A 24,824-nucleotide genomic window follows, 5' to 3' on the forward strand; every position below is an offset into this window, starting at 1 on the left:
TATGGTACGCGCCACCAGAGAACCGACAAACCCATAGGGAGGGTTGAATGGCGCCGCGAAAAAACGCGACCGTTTCCAGCCGTAAAACTAGCGCAAAGCCGGCAAACAAGGCATCCAATGGTGGTCCTGTTGCCGATTTCACGCGTGACGAAGAGCTCAGCGCCTATCGCGAGATGCTGCTGATCCGCCGCTTCGAGGAGAAGGCCGGCCAGCTTTACGGCATGGGCTTCATTGGCGGTTTCTGTCACCTCTACATCGGTCAGGAAGCTGTCGTTGTCGGTATGCAGATGGCCCAGAAGGAAGGCGATCAGGTTATCACTGCCTATCGCGACCACGGCCATATGCTGGCGACCGGCATGAGCGCGCGTGGCGTCATGGCCGAACTGACCGGCCGCCGCAGCGGTTATTCGCGCGGCAAAGGCGGCTCGATGCACATGTTCTCCAAGGAGAAGCATTTCTACGGCGGCCACGGCATCGTCGGCGCTCAGGTTTCGCTCGGAACGGGCCTTGCCTTCGCGAACAAGTATCGTGGTAATGACAGCGTCTCCGTCGCCTACTTCGGTGATGGCGCTGCGAACCAGGGCCAGGTCTACGAGAGCTTCAACATGGCCGCTCTCTGGAAGCTTCCGATCATCTACATCGTCGAAAACAACCGTTACGCCATGGGTACTTCGACCGCCCGCGCAACCGCGCAGTCGAACTATTCGCTCCGCGGTTCCGGCTTCGGCATCCCCGGCATTCAGGTCGACGGCATGGATGTCCGCGCCGTCAAGGCTGCTGCCGACGAAGCGCTTGAGCATTGCCGCTCCGGCAAGGGTCCGATCATCCTCGAGATGCTGACCTACCGTTACCGCGGTCACTCTATGTCCGACCCTGCGAAGTACCGCACGAAGGAAGAAGTGCAGAAGATGCGCTCGGAGCAGGATCCGATCGAGCAGGTGCGCGCGCGCCTGCTCGAAAAAGGCTGGGCCTCTGAAGACGATCTCAAGGCGATCGACAAGGACGTCCGCGATATCGTTGCAGACAGCGCCGACTTTGCCCAGGCCGATCCGGAGCCGGATGCGTCCGAGCTCTACACTGACATTCTGCTCTAATCGGGGAGGGACGACCCATGCCAATCGATATTCTCATGCCCGCCCTCTCTCCGACGATGGAAGAAGGCACGCTTTCCAAGTGGCTCAAGCAGGAAGGCGACACCGTCAAGTCTGGTGACGTGATTGCCGAAATCGAAACCGACAAGGCAACGATGGAAGTCGAAGCTGTCGATGAAGGCGTCATCGGCAAGCTGCTGGTCCCGGCCGGCACCGAAAACGTAAAGGTCAATGCCAAGATCGCGGTCCTGCTGCAGGACGGCGAATCGGCGTCCGATATCTCGACCGCACCTGCCGCGCAGCCCGCGCCTGCCGCCGCTCCGCAGGCTGAAGAGAAGCCTGCCGCTGCTCCGGTTCCTGCTGAGCCAAAGGCAGCTGTGCCGAACGATCCGGAAATTCCGGCCGGCACCGAAATGGTTTCCATGACCGTTCGCGAAGCACTTCGCGACGCCATGGCCGAAGAAATGCGCGCCGACGACGGCGTCTTCGTCATGGGCGAAGAAGTTGCCGAGTACCAGGGCGCCTACAAGGTGACCCAGGGGCTTCTGCAGGAATTCGGCGCCCGCCGCGTCATCGACACGCCGATCACCGAACACGGCTTTGCCGGCGTCGGCGTCGGCGCTGCCATGTCTGGTCTGAAGCCGATCGTCGAATTCATGACTTTCAACTTCGCGATGCAGGCGATCGACCAGATCATCAACTCCGCCGCCAAGACGCTTTACATGTCTGGCGGTCAGATGGGCGCTCCGATCGTGTTCCGCGGCCCGAACGGTGCTGCTGCCCGCGTCGGCGCTCAACATAGCCAGGATTACTCGGCCTGGTATAGCCAGATCCCGGGCCTCAAGGTCGTCATGCCCTACACGGCATCCGACGCCAAGGGTCTGCTCAAGGCCGCCATCCGCGATCCGAACCCGGTCGTCTTCCTTGAAAACGAAATCCTCTACGGTCAGCACTTCGATGTGCCGAAGCTCGATAACTTCGTTCTCCCGATCGGCAAGGCTCGCATCCACCGTCCGGGCAAGGACGTGACGATCGTCTCCTTCGGTATCGGCATGACCTATGCCACCAAGGCTGTCGCGGAACTCGAAAAGATCGGCATCGACGCCGAACTGATCGACCTGCGTACGCTGCGTCCGATGGATCTTCCGACCGTGATCGAATCGGTCAAGAAGACGGGTCGCCTGGTCACCGTCGAAGAAGGTTATCCGCAGAACTCCGTCGGTACCGAAATCGCCACCCGCGTCATGCAACAGGCCTTCGATTATCTCGATGCGCCGGTTCTCACGATCGCCGGCAAGGACGTTCCGATGCCTTACGCCGCAAACCTCGAAAAGCTCGCGCTTCCGAGCGTTGCCGAAGTCGTCGATGCCGTGAAGGCTGTTTGCTACAAGTAACAAGGGGAGGGTATTTCGATGCCTATCAACATCACGATGCCTGCCCTCTCTCCGACGATGGAAGAAGGCAATTTGGCCAAGTGGCTCGTCAAGGAAGGCGACACCGTCAAGTCGGGCGACATCATTGCGGAAATCGAGACCGATAAGGCAACGATGGAAGTCGAAGCCGTCGATGAGGGTACGGTCGCCAAGATCGTCGTTCCTGCTGGCACTGAAGGCGTAAAAGTCAATGCCTTGATCGCCGTGCTTGCCGCCGATGGTGAGGATGTAGCTGCCGCTGCCAGCGGTGCAGGCTCCGCCGCACCGGCGCCGAAGGCTGCGGAAGCCCCGAAAGGGGAAGCTGCGCCCGCACCGACCGCACAGGCCCCGGCTGCTGCCGCACCGGCTCCCGCCGCGGCGCCTGCCGCTGCTTCGGCTGGTGGCAATCGCACGTTCTCCTCGCCGCTCGCACGCCGTCTGGCGAAGGAAGCCGGTATCGATCTGTCCGCCATTGCTGGCTCCGGCCCGCATGGCCGCGTCGTCAAGAGTGACGTCGAAGCCGCCGTCGCAGTCGGTGGCGCCAAGGCGGCTCCCGCTGCCGCAGTCGCGCCACAGGCCGCAGCGCAAGCTCCGGTCGCGCCGAAGCCTGCTTCGGACGATGCCGTTCTAAAGCTCTTCGAGCCGGGCTCCTACGAGCTCGTGCCGCATGACGGCATGCGCAAGGTCATCGCCAAGCGCCTCGTCGAGTCCAAGCAGACTGTGCCGCACTTCTACGTCAGCGTGGATTGCGAGCTCGATGCGCTGCTGGCGCTGCGCGCCCAGCTCAATGACGCGGCACCCCGCAAGGACGGCGCGCCGGCCTACAAACTCTCCGTCAATGACATGGTCATCAAGGCCATGGCGCTGGCGCTGCGGGATGTTCCGGATGCAAACGTGTCGTGGACCGAAAGCAACATGGTCAAGCACAAGCACGCCGACGTCGGCGTTGCCGTCTCGATCCCTGGCGGTCTGATCACCCCGATCATCCGCAAGGCGGAGGAGAAGACCCTGTCGGTCATCTCCAACGAGATGCGCGATCTCGGTAAGCGGGCCAAGGATCGCAAGCTGAAGCCCGAGGAATACCAGGGCGGCACCTCGTCGGTCTCCAACATGGGCATGATGGGTGTGAAGAACTTCGCAGCCGTCATCAACCCGCCGCATGCAACGATCCTCGCGGTCGGCGCAGGCGAGCAGCGCCCGGTTGTCAAGAACGGCCAGCTGGCCGTCGCGACCGTGATGACCGTCACGCTTTCGACCGACCATCGCTGCGTCGACGGCGCGCTTGGCGCCGAGCTGCTGCAGGCGTTCAAGGGCTACATCGAAAATCCGATGGGTATGCTCGTCTGAGACCGGAGCGGAGGCGGAAATGACGAAGACCGTTCTTTGCTATGGTGACTCGCTGACCTGGGGCTATGACGCCGACACGATCGGGCGTCATGCCTACAAGGATCGTTGGCCAAGCACGCTTCAGGCGGCGCTCGGCAACGAGGTGCGGATCATCGCTGAAGGATTGAACGGGCGGACCACCGCCTTCGACGACCATCTCGCCGACTGCGACCGGAACGGTGCACGCATCCTGCCAACGATCCTGCAGAGCCATGCGCCGCTTGATCTCGTCATTCTGTTGCTTGGCACCAACGACATGAAGCCTGTCGTGGCAGGGTCGGCCTTTGCCGCCTGCCAGGGCATCGCCCGGCTGGTGCGGTTGATCCGCAACCATGCCTGGCCTTTCGAATTCGACGGGCCGGACATTTTGATCGTCGCGCCGCCGAAGATTCGCGAGACGGCGAACGTGCCGTTTGCGGCATCTTTCGTCGGCGGCATCGAGGAGTCTGCGAAGCTTCCGACCCTCTATCGCGATCTCGCGGACGAACTTGGCTGCGGCTTCTTTGACGGCAATTCGGTAGCGAAGACGACACCGGTTGATGGCATTCACCTCGATGCGGAGAATACCCGCGCTCTCGGGCGCGGCATGGAATCGACTGTGCGGATGATGCTGGGGCTTTGAGCATGGGATCCTTCGTTTCGCTTCGTTCCCCGACGCGGGAGGATGCGACGGAGCTGGCTTTACTCACGGATATCGCGTCGCATGGTTTCGCTTCCTGGCTGTGGCTCTCGGAGCTCGGAAACGGCAGCGGCGATACGCCGATGGAGCGAGGACGGCAGAAGCTGCGCGGTGACCAGGGGCAGGGCAACTGGAACGATGCGGTTATTGCCGAAGCCTACGGCGAGATCGCGGGCGCTGCGATTGGCTACGGTCTTGGTGAAGGCATACGGAATATCGAGGCGGATCGGCCGGCGCTGAAGCCGGTCATCGATCTGCAGAAAATGGTGGTGGGAAGCTGGTTTATCGGAACGCTCGGTGTCTACAGCCATCTGCGTGGCATCGGGATCGGTCAACGGCTTCTTAAGGATCAGATTGAGCGGGCGGGGAACGCGGCGGTCAGTCTGATTACAGCAGGTTACAACGAAGCGGCGCTGTCGCTTTACAAGAAGAATGGATTTTCGGAGTCGGCGCGCGCGGATGCCGTGGCCTTCTTCGAAAACGGCAGGAAACACGAGTGGGTGCTTCTTACCCGCGACGCCCGATAGCAAAGGCAGGAAAACATGGCTGAGAACTACGACGTCATCATCATTGGCTCCGGCCCCGGAGGCTATGTCGCCGCCGTGCGCGCCAGCCAGCTGGGCCTCAAGACCGCGATCGTCGAGCGCGAGCATCTGGGTGGCATCTGCCTGAACTGGGGCTGCATCCCCACCAAGGCTCTGCTTCGCTCTGCCGAAATTCTCGACCACGCCAATCACGCCAAGGACTACGGCCTCGTGCTCGAGGGCAAGATGAGCGCAGACGTGAAGGCCGTGGTTGCCCGTTCGCGCGGTGTTTCCGCCCGCCTCAACGGCGGTGTTGGCTTCCTGATGAAAAAGAACAAGGTCGACGTGATCTGGGGTGAAGCCAAGATTACCAAGCCGGGCGAAATCGTCGTCGGCAAGTCGTCAAAGCCAGTGGTCGAGCCGCAGCATCCTGTGCCGAAGGGCGTCAAAGGCGAGGGCACCTACACCGCCAAGCATATCATCGTTGCAACGGGTGCGCGCCCGCGCGCCCTGCCGGGCATCGAGCCAGATGGCAAGCTGATCTGGACCTATTTCGAGGCCCTGAAGCCGGATGTGCTGCCGAAGTCCCTGATCGTCATGGGCTCGGGCGCGATCGGCATCGAGTTCGCAAGCTTCTACCGTTCCATGGGCGTCGACGTCACTGTCGTCGAAGTCATGCCCACCATCATGCCGGTCGAGGATGCCGAAGTCACTGCGATCGCGCGCAAGCAGCTGGAAAAGCGTGGCTTGAAGATCTTCACCAGCGCCAAGGTCGCCAAGGTCGAAAAGTCCGCCAACAGCATCACCGCGCATGTCGAGACGTCCGATAGCAAGGTCCAGCAGATCACGGCCGACCGGATGATCTCGGCTGTCGGCGTCCAGGGCAACATCGAAAACCTCGGCCTCGAGGCTGTCGGCGTCAAGACGGATCGCGGCTGCGTCGTCATCGACGGCTACGGCAAGACCAATGTCGCTGGCATCTATGCCATTGGCGACGTCGCCGGCCCGCCGATGCTCGCCCACAAGGCCGAGCACGAGGGCGTCGTCTGCATCGAGAAGATCGCCGGCCTGCCGAACGTTCATCCGACCGACAAGGGCAAGGTCCCGGGCTGCACCTACTGCAACCCGCAGGTCGCTTCCGTCGGTCTGACCGAGGCGAAGGCCAAGGAACTGGGCCGCGACATCCGCGTCGGCCGCTTCTCCTTTGCCGCAAACGGCAAGGCGATTGCGCTCGGCGAAGATCAGGGCCTCTGCAAGGTGATTTTCGACAAGAAGACCGGCGAATTGCTCGGCGCCCACATGGTCGGTGCCGAAGTCACCGAACTCATCCAGGGCTTCGTTGTCGCCATGAACCTCGAGACCACGGAAGAAGAGCTGATGCACACCATCTTCCCGCATCCGACGGTTTCCGAAACCATGAAGGAAGCAGTGCTCGATGCCTACGGTCGGGTGCTGAACGCTTGATAGTTTCCTTTCCCGCTCTCTATTTCGGGGCTGGAAAGAATGGAGGAAAATCATCATGTCTATGGGTACGCAGGCACTGCTTATCTTTCTCCTGATCGGCCTGGTGGCGGGGTTCCTCGCAAGCCTGGTTGTCGGGGGAGGTGGCTTGATACGGTGCCTGCTGAGCGGCATCATCGGCGCGTTCGTCGGAGGCTTTCTCTTCAACGCGCTCGGAATATCGCTTGGTATCGACAATGCGCTTGTGGTGCAGATCATTCACGCAACGGTCGGAGCCATCATCGTGGTTCTGATCGCAAGGGCGATAGCATAGCGTGTCCTGAAGAACGCAAAGCGGTTTTCGGATAGGACGCAGGCTGAACATGAGACTTTAAGGTGCGAGGGCAGGATGGAAGGTATAGGCTGGATCGCGGCGATCATCATCGGCGGTTTTGCGGGTTGGCTCGCAGGCAAGCTGATGGAGGCCCGTTACGGTATATTGCTGAACATCGTGCTCGGCATCGTCGGCTCCGTCGTTTCAACCGCGATTCTCGCGCAATTTCATATAGAGGTGGCCGGCGGCAGGCTCGGCTACTTCATTACGGGTTTTCTTGGTGCCTGCTTGCTGATATTCGTCGCGCGGCTCGTCCGCCGATAGATAGGGCTTTTGCCGCATGGAGCGGCGGAGATTTGAACTGCCATGGTAACCATTCTCGATACGATCAATCCTGACACCAAGCGTGTGCGGCATCCGGAAAAGGCGCATCGCCCGGATACGGAAGTCATGCGCAAGCCGGATTGGATCCGCGTCAAGGCGCCGACCTCCAAAGGATACGCGGAGACGCGCTCGATCGTGAAGGAGCACAAGCTCGTCACCGTCTGCGAGGAAGCCGGCTGCCCCAATATCGGCGAGTGCTGGGACAAGAAGCACGCGACCTTCATGATAATGGGCGAGATCTGTACCCGCGCCTGCGCCTTCTGCAATGTTGCGACCGGCAAGCCGAACGCGCTCGACATGGCAGAGCCCGAGAACGTCGCCAAGGCCGTCAAGCAGATGGGCCTCAGCCACGTAGTCATTACATCAGTCGACCGTGACGATCTGGAAGACGGTGGTGCCGAACATTTCGAGAAGGTGATCTGGGCGATCCGCGCAGCATCGCCGACGACCACCATCGAGATCCTGACGCCTGACTTCCTGAAGAAGCCGGGTGCCCTGGAGCGCGTCGTTGCCGCCAAGCCCGACGTCTTCAATCACAACATGGAGACGGTCGCCGGCAACTACCTGACGGTTCGCCCCGGCGCTCGCTATTTCCACTCCATCCGCCTGCTGCAGCGCGTGAAGGAACTGGACCCTACCATGTTCACCAAATCGGGCATCATGGTCGGCCTCGGCGAAGAGCGAAACGAAGTGTTGCAGCTGATGGACGACCTTAGGACCGCCGACGTCGACTTCCTGACGATCGGCCAATACCTGCAGCCGACCCGCAAGCACCACAAGGTGATGAGCTTCGTCACTCCCGATGAGTTCAAGTCGTACGAAACGGTTGCCTACACCAAGGGCTTCCTGATGGTGGCTTCGAGCCCGCTGACCCGCTCGTCGCATCATGCAGGTGACGATTTCGCGCGCCTCAAGGCCGCACGCGAGAAAAAGCTGCTGATCGCAGCGGAATAATCAACGAGCGTTTGCAATTTTCGAAAGCCGCGCCGAATTTTCCGCGGCTTTTTGTTTGCGGAGGCGACGAGGATGCCCGCCTATATCGACGATACACGGGAAGCCGCCGGACTGCTGCGGCAATCCGAGCGCATTATGGTCATCGGCTGCTCGGGCGGCGGCAAGAGCACCTTGTCGCGAAAGTTCAGCAGCCGGCTCGATCTTCCCTATTTCTCCATGGACAAAGAGTTCTTCTGGCTGCCGGGCTGGGTCAAGCGCTCGAAAGATGAAGAACGCCGCCTGATCACCGAGGTTGTCGCCGGCGAACGTTGGCTCATGGACGGAACCGGCCCGTCGACCTTCGATATTCGTGTGCCACGCGCGCAACTGGTCATCTGGGTACGCATGCCGCGCTGGCTTTGCCTGTGGGGCATCTGCAAACGCGCTTTGTTCCATTTCGGCAGGACGCGGCCGGACATGGCACCCGGATGCCTGGAGCGCCTGCCGGACCGGGAGTTCCTCAGCTACATATGGACGTTCGAGAAGCGATTCACGCCTCTGGTAATTGCCGGACTCGACAGGCACGGACCTGATGTCCCGGTTTTTCAGCTGAAAAGCCGGCGAGAGGTGGACCACCTTCTTGATCTTCTCGGCGCTCCCACTTAACTGCCGATCATGCCCCAGTTCGAAACGCATCACTCCGTCCCGCATTCCGCCGACCAGATGTTCGACCTCGTTGCCGACGTCGAGCACTATCCGCAGTTCCTGCCACTCTGCGAGGCGCTGAGCGTTCGCAGCCGGAAGGAGCGTGACGGCAAGGTTCTGCTGATCGCCGATATGACCGTCGGTTACAAGGCGATCCGCGAAACCTTCACGACACAGGTTCTATTGAACAGGGCTGAACGCCTCATCGAGGTCAAGTATATCGACGGGCCGTTTCGCTATCTCGACAATCGCTGGCGCTTCGAAGAAACGGCAACGGGTAGCAACGTCCACTTCTTCATCGACTACGAGTTCAAGAGCCGCATCCTGGGGGCTGTCATGGGCTCGATGTTTGACCGTGCCTTCCGCATGTTCTCCGAAGCCTTTGAAACTCGGGCGACGAAGATTTATGACTGAGCCAGTTGCTGGATCATGCCAAGGGCGGTCCTGACAGTTGCAAGGCGCACCTCATCGCGACCGATATCGCCGTAGAGCATCTTCCGATGAACGAGGCTCCCCCTGCGCGACTTGGCGGCGAGGTGGACGAGACCGACCGGCTTCTCGGCCGACCCGCCTCCGGGGCCGGCAATGCCCGTCACGGCAACAGCGATGACCGCTTGAGAGCGGAAGAGGGCGCCATGCACCATCTGCCGTGCCGTCTCTTCCGAGACAGCGCCGAAGCGGATCAGCGTCTCTTCCTGCACGCCAAGCATCTCCATCTTGGCGGCATTGGTATAGGTGACGAAACCTCTGTCCACGACCGCGGACGATCCTGAAATCTCCGTAAGCGCGCTTGCTATCAATCCGCCGGTGCAGGATTCTGCCGTCGAGATCATCAGCCCGGCAGCCGTGAAGTCGCGAACGATGGCTTCGGCTTGCGCGACGATATCGGCCGGGAAGATGCTCATCTCAGCTTTCCCGGTAGACGACGGTTGCAGTGGCGATTGCGGCTATGCCCTCGCGGCGACCAACAAAGCCGATCTTCTCGTTCGTCGTCGCTTTGACCGAGCAACGATCGATGGAAATGCCTAGGAACTCCGACAGCTTGGCACGCATCTCGTCGCGATGCGGCCCGACTTTCGGCGCCTCGGCGATCAGCGACACGTCAGCGTTCATGATCGTGCCACCGCGTTCGCGGACGATCTTCGCCGCATGTTCGATGAAGATGCGCGATGGCGCACCCTTCCATTGTGAATCCGACGGCGGAAAATGATCGCCGATGTCGCCCGCCCCACAGGTGGCCAGAAGCGCGTCGGTCAAGGCGTGCAGGGCCACGTCGGCGTCCGAGTGTCCCTTGAGTTTCTGGTCGTGGGGAATGAAAACGCCGCAGAGCGTCACGCCATCGCCGGGCTCGAGCTGATGAACATCATAGCCGTTGCCGGTGCGAACATCGGGGAGCGCCTGTCCAGAAAGTTTGCTGTCTGCCATTGCAATGTCCCGTTTGACCGTCAGTTTCACGTTGTCCGCCAGACCTTCGACGATCCGCACCGGCACGCCGGCCCATTCGGCGATGGCGGCATCGTCTGTGAAATCCGTCAGGTTTGCGGTGGCCGCCTTTTCGTGGGCGGCGAGGATAGGTTCGAATGCGAACGACTGTGGCGTCTGCGCTGCGTAGAGCTGAGAGCGGGAAACGGTATCGAGCACCGTTCCGTCGAGGTCGGCTCGCTTCAGCGTATCGGCGACGGGCATGGCCGGGAGAATTGCCGGCACGCCCTGCAGGAGCATGCCAGCGATGCGATCGAGAAGGGCATGGTCGAAGAAGGGTCGCACAGCGTCGTGGATCAGAACGTGCGAGACGTTCTTGCTTCGCAAATGGCGCAGTCCGGCTAGAACGGATTGCTGGCGCGTCGAGCCGCCGTGAACGGCATCGATCGGCCTGCCAGACCGGACTTGACCGGCAGCTTTGGCGAACAGGGCTTCGTCGTCGGGGTGAATGACCACGACGATGTGGCTCGCGAGGTTCCAGCTGGCGAACTTCTCCAGTGTATGAGTGATGACCGGCTTGCCGCCAATTGCCCGATATTGCTTCGGGCCTTCTTCGGATGCGCCTGCGCGTTCGCCACGCCCCGCCGCCACGACGACAATACCTATTGCTGGTTGCTTTTGATGCATTTGCGGCATAAATCCTCAAAGCGCGATTTTGCACTGGTGCTTAGCGGCTTGACGCTTCGAATTCCAGCATTTGCCCGAAAAATGTCAATTCGCGCAGTGCCCTCTTGGCAAGCCATTCAAACATGTCTAAAAATAGTGCACGCATTTTGCGTGCCTGAAAGATAATCAATTGTTGGACTTTGACCTCGCATCACCTTTGCGGATCGGACCTGTGGAAGTCAGGAACCGTGTCGTCCTGGCGCCTATGTCCGGCGTGACGGACATGCCGTTCCGGCAACTGGCGTGGCGTCATGGCGCCGGGCTTGTTGTCACAGAGATGGTCGCGAGCCGTGAACTGGTTAACAGTACCGCCGAATCATGGGCCCGGCTTGAGAGCGCGGGTTTTGAGCCGCACATGGTGCAGCTCGCTGGCCGCGAAGCGCATTGGATGGCTGAGGCTGCGAAAATCGCGGCTGATCACGGCGCTGATATCATTGACATCAACATGGGATGCCCGGCCAAGAAGGTGATTGGCGGTTATTCCGGCTCCGCCTTGATGCGCGATCCCGATCACGCCCTCAGCCTTATTGAGGCGTCAGTCAAGGCGGTCAGCGTTCCCGTGACACTGAAGATGCGGCTTGGTTGGGATGAGGACTCGATCAACGCGCCCGAGATTGCGCGTCGCGCGGAAGAGGCGGGCGTCCAATTGATTACGATCCACGGCCGTACGCGCATGCAGTTTTACGAAGGCCGGGCGGATTGGGATGCAATACGGGCCGTCCGCGATGCTGTCGCCGTGCCTCTGGTCGCGAACGGCGATGTCGAAACCGTTGAAGACGCGTACGAGATTCTGCGTCGCTCGGGAGCTGATGCTGTGATGATCGGCAGAGGCTGTCAGGGCAGGCCATGGCACGCTGGCGTACTGGCTGGCCGGACGGGACCGAAAACGTGGGACATCCCGGAAATTGCCACCGAGCACTACAGAATGATGCTCGAATTCTACGGTGAGGCAGTCGCCGTCCGCCATGCGAGGAAGCACCTTGGCTGGTATCTCGGCCGCTTTGCGCCTGGTCTCGCAGGGCAGGAGAGGGCTGCGATTATGACTGCGCGCGAGCCCAACGACGTCGCTGCAAGATTTTATGATGCATTGATGGCTGCGGCATCGAACACGCAGACCCGGGAGGCTGCATGACGAATGACGTGCCATCGTCGATCGACAACGGCGGTAGCGCAGTTGCGATCGCTGTACTCAACGCGATCCAGAATCCGGTTGTTATGGTCAACGAGGCTGGCCTCGTCGCTTTCGCCAATTGGGAGGCGGAAGCCTTCTTTGGCGCCAGCGCCGCCCACCTTGCCCGCTACAAGATCTCGACCTTCATCCCGTTCGGCAGTCCGCTACTGGCCCTGATCGATCAGGTTCGCGAACGCCGCGCGCCGATCAATGAGTACCGAGTCGACTTGAGTTCGCCGCGCCTCGGACAGGACAAGCTTGTCGACTTATATGTCGCCCCTGTGGTCAGCGATCCCGGGTCGGTGGTCATCGTCTTCCAGGAGCGATCCATGGCGGACAAGATCGATCGGCAGCTGACGCATCGCGCGGCTGCCCGCTCGGTTACCGGGCTTGCCTCCATGCTGGCGCATGAGATCAAAAATCCGCTTTCCGGGATTCGTGGTGCGGCACAGCTGCTGGAGCAATCGGTCGTCGATGACGACCGCGCCTTGACGCGGCTGATCTGCGACGAAACGGACCGCATCGTCTCGCTCGTGGATCGCATGGAAGTATTCTCGGACGAGCGCCCCGTCGATCGGATGCCGGTCAATATCCACTCCGTTCTCGATCACGTGAAGGCCGTGGCGAAGGCGGGATTTGCGCGGCACCTCCGCATCACCGAGAACTATGACCCGTCACTGCCATCGGTCTACGCAAACCGCGATCAGCTTGTTCAAGTGTTTCTCAATCTCGTGAAGAATGCCGCTGAAGCGGTCGGCGATCGTCCGGATGGCGAGATCGTTTTGACGACGGCCTACCGCTCGGGCATTCGCCTATCGGTCGCCGGGACTCGCGAAAAGATTTCGTTGCCGCTGGAGTTTTGTGTTCAGGACAACGGTCCCGGCGTGCCGGCGGACCTACTGCCGCATCTGTTTGATCCATTCATTACGACCAAGACGAACGGCAGTGGCCTCGGCCTGGCGCTCGTCGCGAAGATTATCGGAGATCATGGCGGCATTATTGAATGCGACAGCCAGAACAACCGCACGACATTCCGCGTCTTGATGCCCGCCTCCAAGGACGCATCGATGGAAGACGCAACGACCATAACTCCCACAGGACCTACTCGATGACAGCAACGATCCTCGTCGCGGATGATGATGCGGCAATTCGTACCGTGCTTAATCAGGCTCTGAGCCGCGCCGGCTATGATGTGCGAATTACCTCCAACGCCGCCACGCTCTGGCGTTGGGTGTCGGCAGGCGAGGGCGATCTTGTCGTAACCGATGTCGTGATGCCGGACGAAAATGCGTTTGACCTGCTGCCGCGGATCAAGAAGGCGCGCCCGGACCTCCCCGTCCTCGTCATGAGCGCACAAAACACCTTCATGACGGCGATCAAGGCTTCCGAGAAAGGCGCCTACGATTACTTGCCGAAGCCGTTCGACCTGACGGAACTGATCGGCATCATCGGTCGTGCGCTGGCCGAGCCGAAGCGCAGGCCGGCCAAGCTTGACGAGGATATGCAGGACGGAATGCCGCTTGTCGGCCGTTCGGCTGCGATGCAGGAAATCTACCGTGTCCTTGCGCGCCTCATGCAGACCGACCTGACGCTGATGATTACCGGCGAGTCCGGCACCGGCAAGGAACTCGTGGCCCGGGCGCTGCACGACTACGGCAAGCGCCGCAACGGGCCGTTCGTCGCGATCAACATGGCGGCGATCCCGCGCGACCTCATCGAATCCGAGCTGTTCGGCCACGAGAAGGGCGCTTTCACCGGCGCCCAGACACGTTCCACCGGTCGCTTCGAGCAGGCCGAGGGCGGTACGCTGTTCCTCGATGAAATCGGTGATATGCCGATGGATGCGCAGACGCGTCTCCTGCGTGTGCTGCAGCAGGGCGAATACACCACCGTCGGCGGTCGCACACCGATCCGCACCGACGTTCGCATCGTCGCCGCGACGAATAAGGATCTGAAACAAGCGATCAATCAGGGGCTTTTCCGCGAGGATCTGTACTACCGCCTGAACGTCGTACCGTTGCGTTTGCCGCCGCTGCGTGATCGCGCGGAGGATATCCCGGATTTGGTGCGCCACTTCGTTCAGCAGGCGGAAAAGGAAGGGCTCGGTTCCAAGCGCTTCGATCAGGAAGCGCTCGATCTGATGAAAGCCTACGCCTGGCCGGGGAACGTGCGCGAATTGGAGAACCTCATTCGCCGGCTGATGGCACTTTATCCACAGGATGTGATCACCCGGGAAATCATCGAAGCCGAGCTTCGGTCCGATGTGCCGGACAGCCCAATAGATAAGGGTCCGATCCGTTCTGGCAACATGACGATCGCCCAGGCTGTCGAGGAAAACATGCGCACATACTTCGCCGGTTTCGGCGATGGCCTGCCGCCGCCCGGGCTTTACGATCGAGTGCTGACGGAAATGGAGTATCCCCTGATTCTCGCCGCGCTGACGGCAACACGCGGCAACCAGATCAAGGCCGCCGACCTCTTGGGACTGAACCGCAATACGCTGCGCAAGAAGATCAGAGAGCTTGGCGTATCGGTGTATAGAAGCTCCCGTACTGCTTGACAATGTGACTGGCGACGTTGCATTTTCGCCACAATGCGTTGCTTAGAAGTCACGCATGGGGCTCGGGTTTTCGCAGCTGTCCAAGAGCGTAGCGGCACTCGTCGTTGCGTCTTGCAGGCAGGTTGGCGGCTTCCGCGCCTGTCTGCGGGGAGCGGCGGAAGCGAGTGTCTGCCGCCAGGAGAATTAAGCGAATGGAACAGGATGCAATGCCGCCTGCGGCGGAAGGCGAAGCTGTCACGGCCGTGACCGATCGCCGTGCCCTGTTTGCGCTGCCGGGCCTGATCCTTGCCGGTGGTGCGCTTCTCTGCGCCACACTGACGCTCTTCGTGCTGCTGGGGCTGACGCCGATCGCGCCGACCTACCATGTCGTCGTCACCTCGGTCGTCGTGAACTCGTTCTTCGTGCTCGGCTTGATGGCCCTCATCGCACGTGAGGTGTCCCGCCTGTTAAAGGCACGCAAACGCGGGCGCGCCGCGGCGCGCCTTCATATCCGTATCGTCGTGCTTTTCTCGATCGTCGCGATCACGCCGGCGATCCTTGTCGCAATTTTCGCCAGTATAACGCTGAACGCCGGCCTCGATCGGTGGTTTGCCCTTCGTACGCAGTCGATCATCAGTTCCTCCCGCAACATCGGGCAGGCCTACATGATGGAGAATGCGAGCTACCTGCAGGGCCAGACTGTGTCGATGGCGAACGACCTCGAACGTAACAGGGCGCTGTTCAATCTCGATCGCACGGGCTTTTCCGATTTGATGACGCGACAGGCGCGCGGCCGTGGGCTGCTCGGCGCCTTCCTCGTGAAGTCTGACGGCTCGGTTATTACCCAGGCTGACATCAAGACCGAGAAGCCGCTACCGGCAATTCCCCAGGACGCGTTGGATAAAGCCGCGGCCGGGCAGCCAACCTTGATCCCGCCGGGTGTCACGAATTTGGTCGGCGCCATCATCAAGCTCGATGCTATCGACGGAGCGTTCCTTTACACGGTCCGTGCGGTCGATCCCAAGGTCATGGGCGCGATGCGTCTCATGGAGGAGAACGCGACCGAGTACAAATCCATGGAGGCAGGGCGCTTCTCGCTGCAGATCGCTTTCGCGGTTCTTTACATCGGCTTTGCCCTGATCGTTCTGCTGGCTGCAATTTGGACTGCAATTGCCGTGGCTGACCGTATCGTGCGTCCGATCCGCTTGCTGATTACCGCCGCTGACAGCGTGGCCTCCGGCAATATGGATATCGTCGTGCCGGTCCATGCTGTGGACGGCGACGTTGCCAACCTCTCGCGCACCTTCAACAAGATGATCTCGGAAATTCGCACACAGCGCGACGAGATTCTCGAGGCCAAGGACGAGGTGGACGACCGCCGTCGTTTCATCGAGGCGGTTCTGTCAGGCGTAACCGCGTCGGTCATCGGCGTCGAGCATGACCGCAGGATCACCATCGTCAACAGTTCAGCGGAAGCGCTGATGGCGTTGCCGGCGTCGGACATGCTCGGTAAGCAGCTCTCCGAGATCGCGCCCGAAGTCGATCAGGTCCTGACGGAAGCCGCCTCCCGTTATCGCGGTGATTTCCGCAAGCAGATTGCCCTTGTACGGGCCGGTACCGTGCGAACTCTGAGTGTCCAGGTGACACGCGAGGAAGTGCGCGACATGAGTGAATCCTACGTCATCACGCTCGATGACATCACCGATCTCGTCATTGCACAGCGCTCGACCGCGTGGGGCGACGTCGCCCGTCGCATCGCTCACGAGATCAAGAATCCGCTGACGCCGATCCAGCTATCGGCGGAGCGGATTCAGCGCCGCTATGGGAAGCAGATCGACCAGAATGATCGCAGCGTGTTTGACCAGTGCACGGAGACCATCATCCGGCAGGTTGGCGACATTGGCCGCATGGTTGACGAGTTCTCGTCCTTTGCCCGGATGCCGAAGCCGATCAAGGAGCCTAGCGATCTGCGTAAGATCCTGCACGACGCGGTATTCCTACGCGAGATGGGCAATAGCCACGTCACCTTCCTGCAGGAACTGGGCGACCAGCCGCTGGAAGGACAGTTTGACAGCCGCATGCTCGGTCAGGCCTTCGGCAACCTAATCAAGAATGCCGTGGAGGCCATCGAAGCGGTGCCGACTGGCGAGCGCGACGAGCGCAAGATCCTGGTTCGGGCTTCGCTCGACCCGGTGCGCGATCGCTTCACCGTGGACGTGGTCGACAACGGTCGCGGTCTGCCGGTGGAGAACCGCCACAGCATTCTGGAACCCTACATGACGATGCGCGAGAAGGGTACCGGCCTCGGTCTGGCAATCGTCAAGAAGATTATTGAGGAACACGGCGGGCAGCTCGAACTGCATGACGCGCCCGCCGATTTTGACCAGGGAAGAGGGGCCATGATCCGCGTGCATCTGCCACGTCTGGAAACCGCGCCTTCTGCCTCGGCCACAAGTGACAAGGAAAGTGTTTATGGCCTCTGATATTCTGGTCGTTGACGACGAGCACGACATCCGCGAGATCGTCTCCGGTATCCTGTCTGACGAAGGACATGAGACCCGCACGGCGCACGACAGCGACAGCGCTCTGGCTGCGATCTCCGATCGTGCGCCGAGGCTGATCTTTCTCGACATCTGGATGCAGGGGAGCAAGCTCGACGGTCTGTCATTGCTCGACGAGATCAAGGCACGCCATCCGGATATTCCCGTCGTCATGATCTCAGGTCACGGTAACATCGAGACGGCCGTTTCCGCCATCAAGCGGGGCGCGTTCGACTTCATCGAGAAGCCGTTCAAGGCCGACCGACTGATCCTGATCGCCGAACGCGCGCTTGAGAATTCGAAGCTGAAGCGCGAAGTCTCCGAGCTCAAGCGCAAGGCCGGGGACCCGGTCGAACTCATCGGTACCTCCGTTGCCGTCTCGCAGTTGCGCCAGACGATCGAAAAGGTCTCGCCGACAAACAGCCGCATCATGATTTTCGGTTCATCGGGTTCCGGGAAGGAACTCGTTGCCCGCATGATCCATAAGAAATCGACGCGCGCGAACGGTCCCTTCGTGGCGCTAAATGCTGCCAACATCACACCGGACCGCATGGAAATTGCGCTGTTCGGTACGGAAGGCTCTCCCGGACAGGCGCGCAAGATCGGCGCGCTGGAAGAGTCCCACCGAGGCATCCTCTACCTCGACGAAGTCGGCGAGATGCCGCGTGAGACGCAGAACAAAATCCTGCGCGTCCTCGTCGATCAGCAGTTCGAGCGGGTCGGCGGCTCTAAGCGGGTCAAGGTCGATGTACGCATTATCTCGTCGACGGCCTACAATCTCGAGAACCGCATCGCCGAGGGTTGGTTCCGCGAAGATCTCTACCATCGTCTTGCGGTCGTGCCGGTGCGCGTGCCGGCGCTGGCAGAGCGTCGTGAGGATATCCCGTTCCTCGTTGATCAGTTGATGCGGCAGATTTCCGAGCAGGCCGGCATCCGTCCACGCCGCATCGGTGACGACGCGATGGCTGTACTTCAGGCACATGATTGGCCGGGCAACATCCGCCAGCTGCGCAACAACATTGAGCGGCTGATGATCCTTGCTCGCTCCGATGGCCCGGATGCGCCGATCACCGCCGAAATGCTGCCGACCGATCTCGGCGACATGCTGCCGAAAGTTTCGGCCAAGAACGATTACCACATCATGACCTTGCCACTTCGCGAAGCACGCGAGATGTTCGAGAAGGACTACCTGATTGCGCAGATCAATCGTTTCGGCGGTAACATCTCGCGCACGGCGGAGTTCGTCGGCATGGAGCGTTCGGCGCTGCACCGCAAGCTGAAGTCGCTCGGCGTCTGATATCAGGGCGGCGCTGCTGCGCCGTCACTCATTCCCCTGCTTGTATCTCTACGCCCAGGTTCTCCATGCCCAGAATAGCCTATGTGAACGGCCGCTATGTCACGCACTCGAATGCGATGGTCCATATCGAGGATCGAGGCTATCAGTTCGCGGACGGCGTTTACGAGGTCTGTGAAATCAGGCACGGCTATATCGTCGACCTTACGCGCCACCTGAACAGGCTGGATCGGTCGCTTGGCGAGTTGCGCATCGCTTGGCCGATGAGTCGCAATGCCTTGACCCGCGTTATTCGCGAAACGCTGCGCCGCAATCGGGTACGCAACGGTCTCTTTTACTTGCAGATCACGCGCGGCGTCGCGCGGCGCGATCATGTATTCCCCGTGGAAGGAACCCCGCCCTCGCTGGTGATTACGGCCAAGAGCACGGACCCGTCGATCATCGCCCGGAAGAATGCGACAGGCATCAAGGCGATCACCGTTCTCGACAATCGCTGGGACCGGGTCGACATCAAGTCCGTCGGTCTGTTGCCGAACGCCATGGCGCGCCAGCAGGCGAAGGAGGCAGGGGCGCAGGAGGCGATCTATGTCGACGCCGACGGCATGGTGAAGGAGGGCGCCGCCACCAATGTCTGGATCGTTGATCGCTACGGCACGCTTGTTACGCGTCCGGCCGAACATGGCATTCTGCGCGGCATCACGCGCACGACGCTGATCGATGTCGGGGCCAAGCTTGGGTTGAAGATCGAGGAACGAAAATTCTCGGTCGAAGAGATGCTCGCTGCGCGGGAAGTCTTTATTACGGCTGCTACCAGCATCTGCTTTCCGGTTGTCTCGATCGATGGTCAGCCGATCGCAAACGGCCATCCAGGCAGCGTCTCCCAGAAAATTAGGGAGGCCTTTTTCGACGTTGCGGAAAAGATTGCGATTTGATACCAAGACTTTCTGGGCAGATGGGATGAGGGTTGTCGGCTGCCTGCAGGCGAGGTTGATTAGTATTTCACCGGCGGAATCAAGCCGGCAATAAAGAAAGAAGCGGCGCGATGGCGGAACGTTCTCAGAATTTGCAGGACTTATTTCTCAATACTGTTCGCAAGCAAAAGATTTCACTGACAATTTTCTTGATTAATGGCGTTAAGCTGACCGGGGTTGTCACCTCGTTCGACAATTTTTGCGTTCTGCTTCGCCGTGACGGCCATTCGCAACTCGTGTATAAACACGCAATCTCGACCATCATGCCCGGCCAGCCGATGCAGATGTTCGAAAGCGAAGAAGCTGCTTCCTAACAGGACCTGCAATTATCTCGACACGCGATACCAAGAACGATTCGATCATCCCGGAGGCCGCCAAGCACCGGGATGATATGCGCGCGACTGTTGTCGTGCCTGTTCTCAAGCAGGCGCGTGCCGGGCGCGGCGCGGGTGATGGGGTGCCGGTTGTAACTCGTACGGCGGAGAGTCGTCTGGAAGAGGCGACTGGTCTCGCCCAGGCGATCGACCTCGATGTGGTGAATGGCGCTATCGTCACCGTCAACGATCCGCGGCCTGCAACGCTGATGGGCACGGGCAAGATCGAAGAGATCAAGGCGACGCTGGATGCGAATGATTCAGGCCTCGTCATCGTCGACCATCCGCTGACACCGGTGCAGCAGCGCAATCTCGAAAAGGAATGGAACGCCAAGGTCATCGACCGCACCGGTCTCATCCTCGAGATCTTCGGCCGCCGTGCTTCCACCAAGGAAGGTACGCTGCAGGTCGACCTCGCGCATCTGAACTATCAGAAAGGCCGACTGGTCCGCAGCTGGACCCACCTTGAACGTCAGCGTGGCGGCGGTGGATTCATGGGCGGTCCTGGTGAAACCCAGATCGAAGCCGACCGTCGCTTGCTGCAAGACCGTATCGTCAAGCTCGAGCGCGAGCTGGAACAGGTTGTGCGCACGCGCCAGCTGCATCGCGCCAAGCGCAGGAAGGTGCCGCATCCGATTGTGGCGCTCGTTGGCTATACCAACGCTGGCAAATCGACGCTGTTCAACCGGATCACCGGGGCCGGCGTGCTGGCAGAAGATATGCTCTTCGCAACCCTCGACCCGACGCTGCGGCGGATGAAGCTGCCGCATGGGCGCACCGTGATCCTCTCCGACACGGTTGGCTTCATTTCGGACCTCCCGACCCATCTGGTCGCCGCTTTCCGCGCTACGTTGGAAGAAGTGCTGGAAGCAGATCTCATCCTTCATGTCCGCGACATATCCGACGTCGACAATCAGGCGCAGAGCGCGGACGTACTGCGCATCTTGAAGGACCTCGGCATCGATGAGGAAGAGGGCGACAAGCGGATCATCGAAGTCTGGAACAAGATCGATCGCTTAGAGCCGGAAGCCCACGGCGCCATCGTGCAGAAGGCGAGCGGTGCCGAAAACGTCGTTGCCCTATCCGCAATCAGTGGCGAAGGTATCGATACGCTGATGGGCGAGATCAGCCGCAGGCTTTCCGGCGTGCTGACCGAAGCGACTGTACGCTTGCCGGTCGACAAGTTGGCGCTGCTGCCTTGGCTCTACGACCATGCTATTGTCGATAGCCGCGAAGACAACGAGGACGGTTCGATCACCTTGGATGTGCGCCTGTCGGAAACCGAGGCGGTTGAGCTGGAGCGCCGCTTGGGCAATGGGCCGAAAGCCGCTAAAGAGGACTGGGAGCGCTAGTCCAGTGGCTAAGATCTGCCCGTGGCCCCGTCAATGCTGACAGGCGACCGCGGTGTCTGAGCTTACGCCGGTGATTTCGTAAGGCGAGGCTAAATCGGCTCAGCCGAGTTGCCGTTCGATTGCCTTTGCTGCTTGCCAGATTTCCTCCATCCGTTCCAGGCTTGCTGCCTCCAGCGTCTCACCTCCTGCATCAAGAACGGTCTCGATGTAATTGAATCTGCGGCGAAACTTCGTATTCGTCCCGCGAAGGGACTGCTCTGGGTCGGTCTTCACATGCCTGCCGATGTTGACCACGGCAAAGATGAGGTCGCCGAGCTCATCGCTGACCTTCGCCTGATCGCCTTCGGCTAAGGCGACGCGCAGCTCGCCAATTTCTTCCTCGATTTTGTCGAGGATCGGTTCGGGAGCGGACCAGTCGAAGCCCACCTTTGCAGCACGCTCCTGCAGCTTCAGCGCTTCAGTCAGGGCAGGGAAGCTCCGCTGGACCGACCCTAGGAACCCGGCTTTGAAATCCGCGCTGATACCGCGCTTGGCGCGACGTTCGGCGCGCTCGCGCTTTTCGGCCTGCTTGATGTCGTCCCACTGCTTCTTCACGGCATCCGGCGTGTCGGCATCGGAGCGGGCGAAGACATGTGGATGCCGGCGGATCATCTTCCTAGTGATCGCCTCGACGACATCGCCGAAGGAGAATTCGCCGGCTTCCTCGGCCATTCGCGCATGGAACACCACCTGCAGCAGTAGGTCGCCCAACTCGTCGCAGAGGTCGTCCATGTCGTTGCGTTCGATGGCATCGGAGACCTCGTAGGCCTCCTCGATCGTATAGGGCTTGATCGTCTCGAAGGTCTGGACGACGTCCCAGGGGCACCCGGTTTCCGGATTGCGGAGCGCGGCCATGATCTCGATCAGGCGCGAAATGTCTTTGGAGGCTTCCATGATCACTCAGTTCAGTGGGATATCGTTGTTGCTCTTAGATGCCTGGTAGCTGTCTGAGAGCGCGTCGTAGCGCGCCTTGATGCGTGCCGTCTGTGACTTCAGTTCGGCTTTCAGGTGATCGTCCTCGGTCTCCACGAGGTCGGCGATGGCAAAGCTGTTCCAGAACGCATTGCTGCGTCGGTAACCACCCGGTTCCAAGCCGAAGACTTCCTTCAGGATCTTCAGGTCGTGGGGAATGGCGAAGGCGTCGCGCGAATCTTCGTGGCTGAAGAAATAGCAGAAATTGTCGAACCCGGCCCAGGTGATAGCCGACATGCACATGGTGCAGGGTTCGTGGGTCGATAGAAAGATCAGGTCCTTCGTAGCCGGCTTTTCGCCAAGCTCGTAAAAGCGCTTCAGCGTGTGCACCTCGCCGTGCCACAGCGGGTTCTCAAGCTCGTTGTTGGTCTCCGCAATGACGAGCGAGAGGTCGGATTTGCGCAGGATCGCGGCACCGAACACCTTGTTGCCCGCAGCGACGCCGCGCTCGGTCATCGGCAGGATGTCGTGTTCCATGACGTTGAGCAGGCGGGCGGCGATGGTCTTGTCAGACATGAATTTCTCCTTGAAGGCTGCACTCTAGCGCCAGCGGCGGTCAAGGAAAATGCCGATCAGGCCGCGTTGCCGTGTTTGTCACAGGCTTTCCGCTGCGTTGCGACAGGTCCGGGTGTGTTCGTTGCGCCGCACCGGTGACTTTTACTCAAATCATTGGGAGACCGAGTAAAAGAATACGCGCCCGCGCGGGCTTTGGAATTTCTGTTTCTTCATTTGCCTGAGCAGAGAGTGCATATTCCGGCAGCTTCGAACTGGATTGACGATGTCTCCCAAGACTGAACAACTGTCGGTATTTCCTGCCTTCTTTCGCGTTGAGGGCAAGATTGCGGCCGTCTTCGGCAACGGGGACGAGGCATTCGCGAAGGTTCGCCTACTCTTGAACACGCAGGCGACGATTGTTGCCTATGCCGATCGCCCTCGGGCCGACTACCACGCCTTTCTGATCGCCAATCGGATCGAGACGGTGTGCACCAGCTTTGCAGCGGAGCAGGTCCGCGGAGCAACACTCGTCTTTGCGGCGACTGGAGGCGCGGCAGTGGATCGCGCGATTGTCGATGCAGCCCGCGCAGAGAAGGTGCCCGCCAACGCCGTCGATCAGCCTGACTACTGCGATTTCTTCACGCCAGCGCTCGTCAATCGCGCGCCCGTGGCGGTCGCGATCGGCACGGAGGGCGCTGGCCCGGTGTTGGCACAGATGATCCGTGCACAAATCGACCAGCTTCTTGCTCCGTCGCTAGGGCGCCTGGCGGATCTCGCGATCGGCTATCGCAAGACCGTCGAGCATCTCGTGCCGAAGGGTGCTGCGCGCCGCCTGTTCTGGCGCCGGTTCTTCTCGGGCTCGGTCGCCGACGCTGTCGCTAACGAGAACCTGCCGCAGGCGCGTCGTGCAGCCAACAGTCTGCTGCAGTCTGCTGAAAAGGTGGAGGGCCACGTCTGGCTCGTCGGCGCCGGCCCAGGTGCCGCGGATCTGCTGACGCTGCGTGCCCAGCGGGTGATGATGGAAGCCGACGTCATCGTATATGATGCCCTCGTGCCGCAAGAAATTGTCGACATGGGTCGCCGCGACGCCGAGCGTCTGTCGGTCGGCAAGCGCAAGGGATGCCATTCGAAGTCTCAGGAAGAGATCAACGATCTGCTGGTGTACCTCGGTCGCGAAGGCAAGCGCGTGGTTCGCCTGAAGTCCGGCGATCCGCTTGTCTACGGTCGGGCAGGCGAGGAGATGGCGGCATTGCGGGCTGCGGGCATTTCCTATGACGTGGTTCCGGGAATCACCTCGGCTTTCGCCGCTGCCGCCGATTTCGAACTGCCGCTGACGCTGCGCGGCGTGGCATCGTCGCTGGTCTTCACGACCGGCCACGATCTGACGGGCGATGTCTTGCCGGATTGGGCAAGTTTGGCTGTTTCGGGTGCGACGATCGCTGTCTATATGGGCCGCACTGTCGCCGCGTCGGTGGCCGAACGCTTGATGCAGGCCGGCCTTCCGGCGGAGACAACAGTTGCCGTCATCGAGAATGCCAGCCGCTCCGATCGCCGGCTGTTGCACGGGATTCTGCGGGATCTTCCCGACCTGCAGCACCGTGACGAGTTGACCGGCCCGGTCATGGTCATTATCGGCGATGCGGTCGCAGGCGCCAATTTCGAACTGTCGGAACCGCTTGTGCGCGAACGCGCCCGGTCCGAGGAATTTGCAAGGAGCTGAACATGGTGGACAAGGTTCTCACCGCCAACCGATTGACGGATGGCATTGCCGTCTGGCTGAACGCCAACGGCGAATGGGTTACCTCGCTGCAGGAAGCCCTTGTTGCCCGTCACGCCGAGGCCGTCGCGGCTCTGGAAGCGATCGGCAAGAAGTCCTATGCCGACAACCAGGTGGTGGACGTCGCCGTTGTCGAGGTTCAGGAGACCGATGGCGTGCTCTGGCCGCTGCGTCTTCGCGAGCGCATTCGCGCCCAGGGTCCGACCATGGAATACGCGCCGGGCTACCAGCCCGCCGACCCCGCATTCATCGCAGTCTGAGGAA

25 protein-coding genes are annotated in these 24,824 nt (G+C 60.7%); 21 read left to right on the forward strand and 4 right to left on the reverse strand.

The genetic code is table 11. The features are described from left to right. The first annotated feature begins 47 nt into the window (after positions 1–47). The 11 genes from pdhA to ATY79_RS04965 all read left to right on the forward strand — a co-directional run bounded on the left by pdhA (position 48) and on the right by ATY79_RS04965 (position 9,302). Positions 48–1,094 carry a pyruvate dehydrogenase (acetyl-transferring) E1 component subunit alpha gene (gene pdhA / locus ATY79_RS04915; protein ID WP_088694909.1) on the forward strand — a complete coding sequence of 349 codons (1,047 nt, stop codon included), beginning with the start codon at positions 48–50 and terminating at the stop codon, positions 1,092–1,094. A 17-nt stretch (positions 1,095–1,111) separates the two neighbouring features. Further along, on the forward strand, positions 1,112–2,485 hold the full coding sequence (locus ATY79_RS04920; protein ID WP_088694910.1) for a pyruvate dehydrogenase complex E1 component subunit beta: 1,374 nt from the start codon (positions 1,112–1,114) through the stop codon (positions 2,483–2,485). Between the two features lie 18 nt (positions 2,486–2,503). After that, positions 2,504–3,850, forward strand: coding sequence for a pyruvate dehydrogenase complex dihydrolipoamide acetyltransferase (locus ATY79_RS04925; RefSeq protein ID WP_088703145.1), 1,347 nt, complete (start codon positions 2,504–2,506; stop codon positions 3,848–3,850). Positions 3,851–3,869: 19 nt separating this feature from the next. Beyond that, positions 3,870–4,511 carry an SGNH/GDSL hydrolase family protein gene (locus ATY79_RS04930; RefSeq protein ID WP_088694912.1) on the forward strand — a complete coding sequence of 214 codons (642 nt, stop codon included), beginning with the start codon at positions 3,870–3,872 and terminating at the stop codon, positions 4,509–4,511. A 2-nt stretch (positions 4,512–4,513) separates the two neighbouring features. Then, complete coding sequence (locus ATY79_RS04935; RefSeq protein WP_088703146.1) at positions 4,514–5,095, forward strand: GNAT family N-acetyltransferase; 582 nt, start codon at positions 4,514–4,516, stop codon at positions 5,093–5,095. A 15-nt stretch (positions 5,096–5,110) separates the two neighbouring features. Further along, positions 5,111–6,556 carry a dihydrolipoyl dehydrogenase gene (lpdA, locus tag ATY79_RS04940; protein WP_088703147.1) on the forward strand — a complete coding sequence of 482 codons (1,446 nt, stop codon included), beginning with the start codon at positions 5,111–5,113 and terminating at the stop codon, positions 6,554–6,556. A 55-nt stretch (positions 6,557–6,611) separates the two neighbouring features. Beyond that, positions 6,612–6,866, forward strand: a complete 255-nt coding sequence (locus ATY79_RS04945) for a GlsB/YeaQ/YmgE family stress response membrane protein (RefSeq protein ID WP_007790427.1) — start codon at positions 6,612–6,614, stop codon at positions 6,864–6,866. A 75-nt stretch (positions 6,867–6,941) separates the two neighbouring features. Then, positions 6,942–7,190 carry a GlsB/YeaQ/YmgE family stress response membrane protein gene (locus tag ATY79_RS04950; protein WP_088703148.1) on the forward strand — a complete coding sequence of 83 codons (249 nt, stop codon included), beginning with the start codon at positions 6,942–6,944 and terminating at the stop codon, positions 7,188–7,190. Positions 7,191–7,232: 42 nt separating this feature from the next. Next, positions 7,233–8,204 carry a lipoyl synthase gene (gene lipA, locus ATY79_RS04955; protein ID WP_088694916.1) on the forward strand — a complete coding sequence of 324 codons (972 nt, stop codon included), beginning with the start codon at positions 7,233–7,235 and terminating at the stop codon, positions 8,202–8,204. A 72-nt stretch (positions 8,205–8,276) separates the two neighbouring features. Beyond that, positions 8,277–8,849 (forward strand): AAA family ATPase, encoded by a 573-nt coding sequence (locus tag ATY79_RS04960; protein WP_088694917.1) that lies wholly within the window; start codon positions 8,277–8,279, stop codon positions 8,847–8,849. A 9-nt stretch (positions 8,850–8,858) separates the two neighbouring features. Continuing rightward, on the forward strand, positions 8,859–9,302 hold the full coding sequence (locus ATY79_RS04965) for a type II toxin-antitoxin system RatA family toxin (protein ID WP_088694918.1): 444 nt from the start codon (positions 8,859–8,861) through the stop codon (positions 9,300–9,302). Here the strand turns inward: ATY79_RS04965 and ATY79_RS04970 are convergent. Beyond that, positions 9,293–9,793: a CinA family protein gene (locus ATY79_RS04970; RefSeq protein WP_088694919.1), complete on the reverse strand. Its 501-nt coding sequence runs from the start codon at positions 9,791–9,793 to the stop codon at positions 9,293–9,295. The genes ATY79_RS04965 and ATY79_RS04970 overlap by 10 nt on opposite strands. 1 nt (position 9,794) lies before the next feature. Next, a complete protein-coding gene (locus ATY79_RS04975; RefSeq protein WP_088703149.1) occupies positions 9,795–11,006 on the reverse strand; it encodes a bifunctional 2-C-methyl-D-erythritol 4-phosphate cytidylyltransferase/2-C-methyl-D-erythritol 2,4-cyclodiphosphate synthase in 1,212 nt (403 codons plus the stop codon). Positions 11,007–11,166: 160 nt separating this feature from the next. Here ATY79_RS04975 and dusB point away from each other — a divergent pair, with 160 nt between their 5' ends. The 8 genes from dusB to hflX all read left to right on the forward strand — a co-directional run bounded on the left by dusB (position 11,167) and on the right by hflX (position 21,277). Beyond that, a complete protein-coding gene (dusB, locus tag ATY79_RS04980; RefSeq protein ID WP_280950864.1) occupies positions 11,167–12,168 on the forward strand; it encodes a tRNA dihydrouridine synthase DusB in 1,002 nt (333 codons plus the stop codon). Next, positions 12,165–13,319: a nitrogen regulation protein NR(II) gene (locus tag ATY79_RS04985; protein WP_088694922.1), complete on the forward strand. Its 1,155-nt coding sequence runs from the start codon at positions 12,165–12,167 to the stop codon at positions 13,317–13,319. Before dusB ends, ATY79_RS04985 begins: the two co-directional genes overlap by 4 nt. Further along, complete coding sequence (gene ntrC / locus ATY79_RS04990) at positions 13,316–14,767, forward strand: nitrogen regulation protein NR(I) (RefSeq protein WP_088694923.1); 1,452 nt, start codon at positions 13,316–13,318, stop codon at positions 14,765–14,767. The genes ATY79_RS04985 and ntrC overlap by 4 nt, the downstream gene beginning before the upstream one ends. Before the next feature lie 191 nt (positions 14,768–14,958). Continuing rightward, positions 14,959–17,229 carry a PAS domain-containing sensor histidine kinase gene (locus ATY79_RS04995; protein ID WP_088694924.1) on the forward strand — a complete coding sequence of 757 codons (2,271 nt, stop codon included), beginning with the start codon at positions 14,959–14,961 and terminating at the stop codon, positions 17,227–17,229. Then, positions 17,219–18,583, forward strand: coding sequence for a sigma-54 dependent transcriptional regulator (locus ATY79_RS05000; RefSeq protein WP_088694925.1), 1,365 nt, complete (start codon positions 17,219–17,221; stop codon positions 18,581–18,583). Before ATY79_RS04995 ends, ATY79_RS05000 begins: the two co-directional genes overlap by 11 nt. 65 nt (positions 18,584–18,648) lie before the next feature. Further along, positions 18,649–19,512, forward strand: a complete 864-nt coding sequence (locus ATY79_RS05005; protein WP_088694926.1) for a D-amino-acid transaminase — start codon at positions 18,649–18,651, stop codon at positions 19,510–19,512. Between the two features lie 110 nt (positions 19,513–19,622). Further along, complete coding sequence (gene hfq / locus ATY79_RS05010) at positions 19,623–19,865, forward strand: RNA chaperone Hfq (RefSeq protein ID WP_003539403.1); 243 nt, start codon at positions 19,623–19,625, stop codon at positions 19,863–19,865. Positions 19,866–19,942: 77 nt separating this feature from the next. Beyond that, positions 19,943–21,277: a GTPase HflX gene (hflX, locus tag ATY79_RS05015; RefSeq protein WP_088703151.1), complete on the forward strand. Its 1,335-nt coding sequence runs from the start codon at positions 19,943–19,945 to the stop codon at positions 21,275–21,277. A 99-nt stretch (positions 21,278–21,376) separates the two neighbouring features. Here hflX and mazG read toward each other — a convergent pair whose 3' ends face one another. Together mazG and ATY79_RS05025 are read right to left on the reverse strand one after the other, a co-directional pair. After that, entirely contained in the window at positions 21,377–22,210 is an 834-nt protein-coding gene (mazG, locus tag ATY79_RS05020; protein WP_088703152.1) for a nucleoside triphosphate pyrophosphohydrolase, read from the reverse strand. A 6-nt stretch (positions 22,211–22,216) separates the two neighbouring features. Then, positions 22,217–22,804 (reverse strand): nucleoside deaminase, encoded by a 588-nt coding sequence (locus ATY79_RS05025; protein ID WP_088694929.1) that lies wholly within the window; start codon positions 22,802–22,804, stop codon positions 22,217–22,219. 262 nt (positions 22,805–23,066) lie between these two features. Between ATY79_RS05025 and cysG the strand changes: the two genes are divergently transcribed. Together cysG and ATY79_RS05035 are read left to right on the forward strand one after the other, a co-directional pair. Then, positions 23,067–24,503: a siroheme synthase CysG gene (gene cysG / locus ATY79_RS05030; protein ID WP_088703153.1), complete on the forward strand. Its 1,437-nt coding sequence runs from the start codon at positions 23,067–23,069 to the stop codon at positions 24,501–24,503. 2 nt (positions 24,504–24,505) lie between these two features. Next, a complete protein-coding gene (locus ATY79_RS05035) occupies positions 24,506–24,820 on the forward strand; it encodes a DUF2849 domain-containing protein (protein ID WP_016553863.1) in 315 nt (104 codons plus the stop codon). Positions 24,821–24,824: the final 4 nt, after the last annotated feature.

This window comes from Rhizobium sp. R693, from assembly GCF_002211315.1.
GTDB lineage: Bacteria > Pseudomonadota > Alphaproteobacteria > Rhizobiales > Rhizobiaceae > Rhizobium.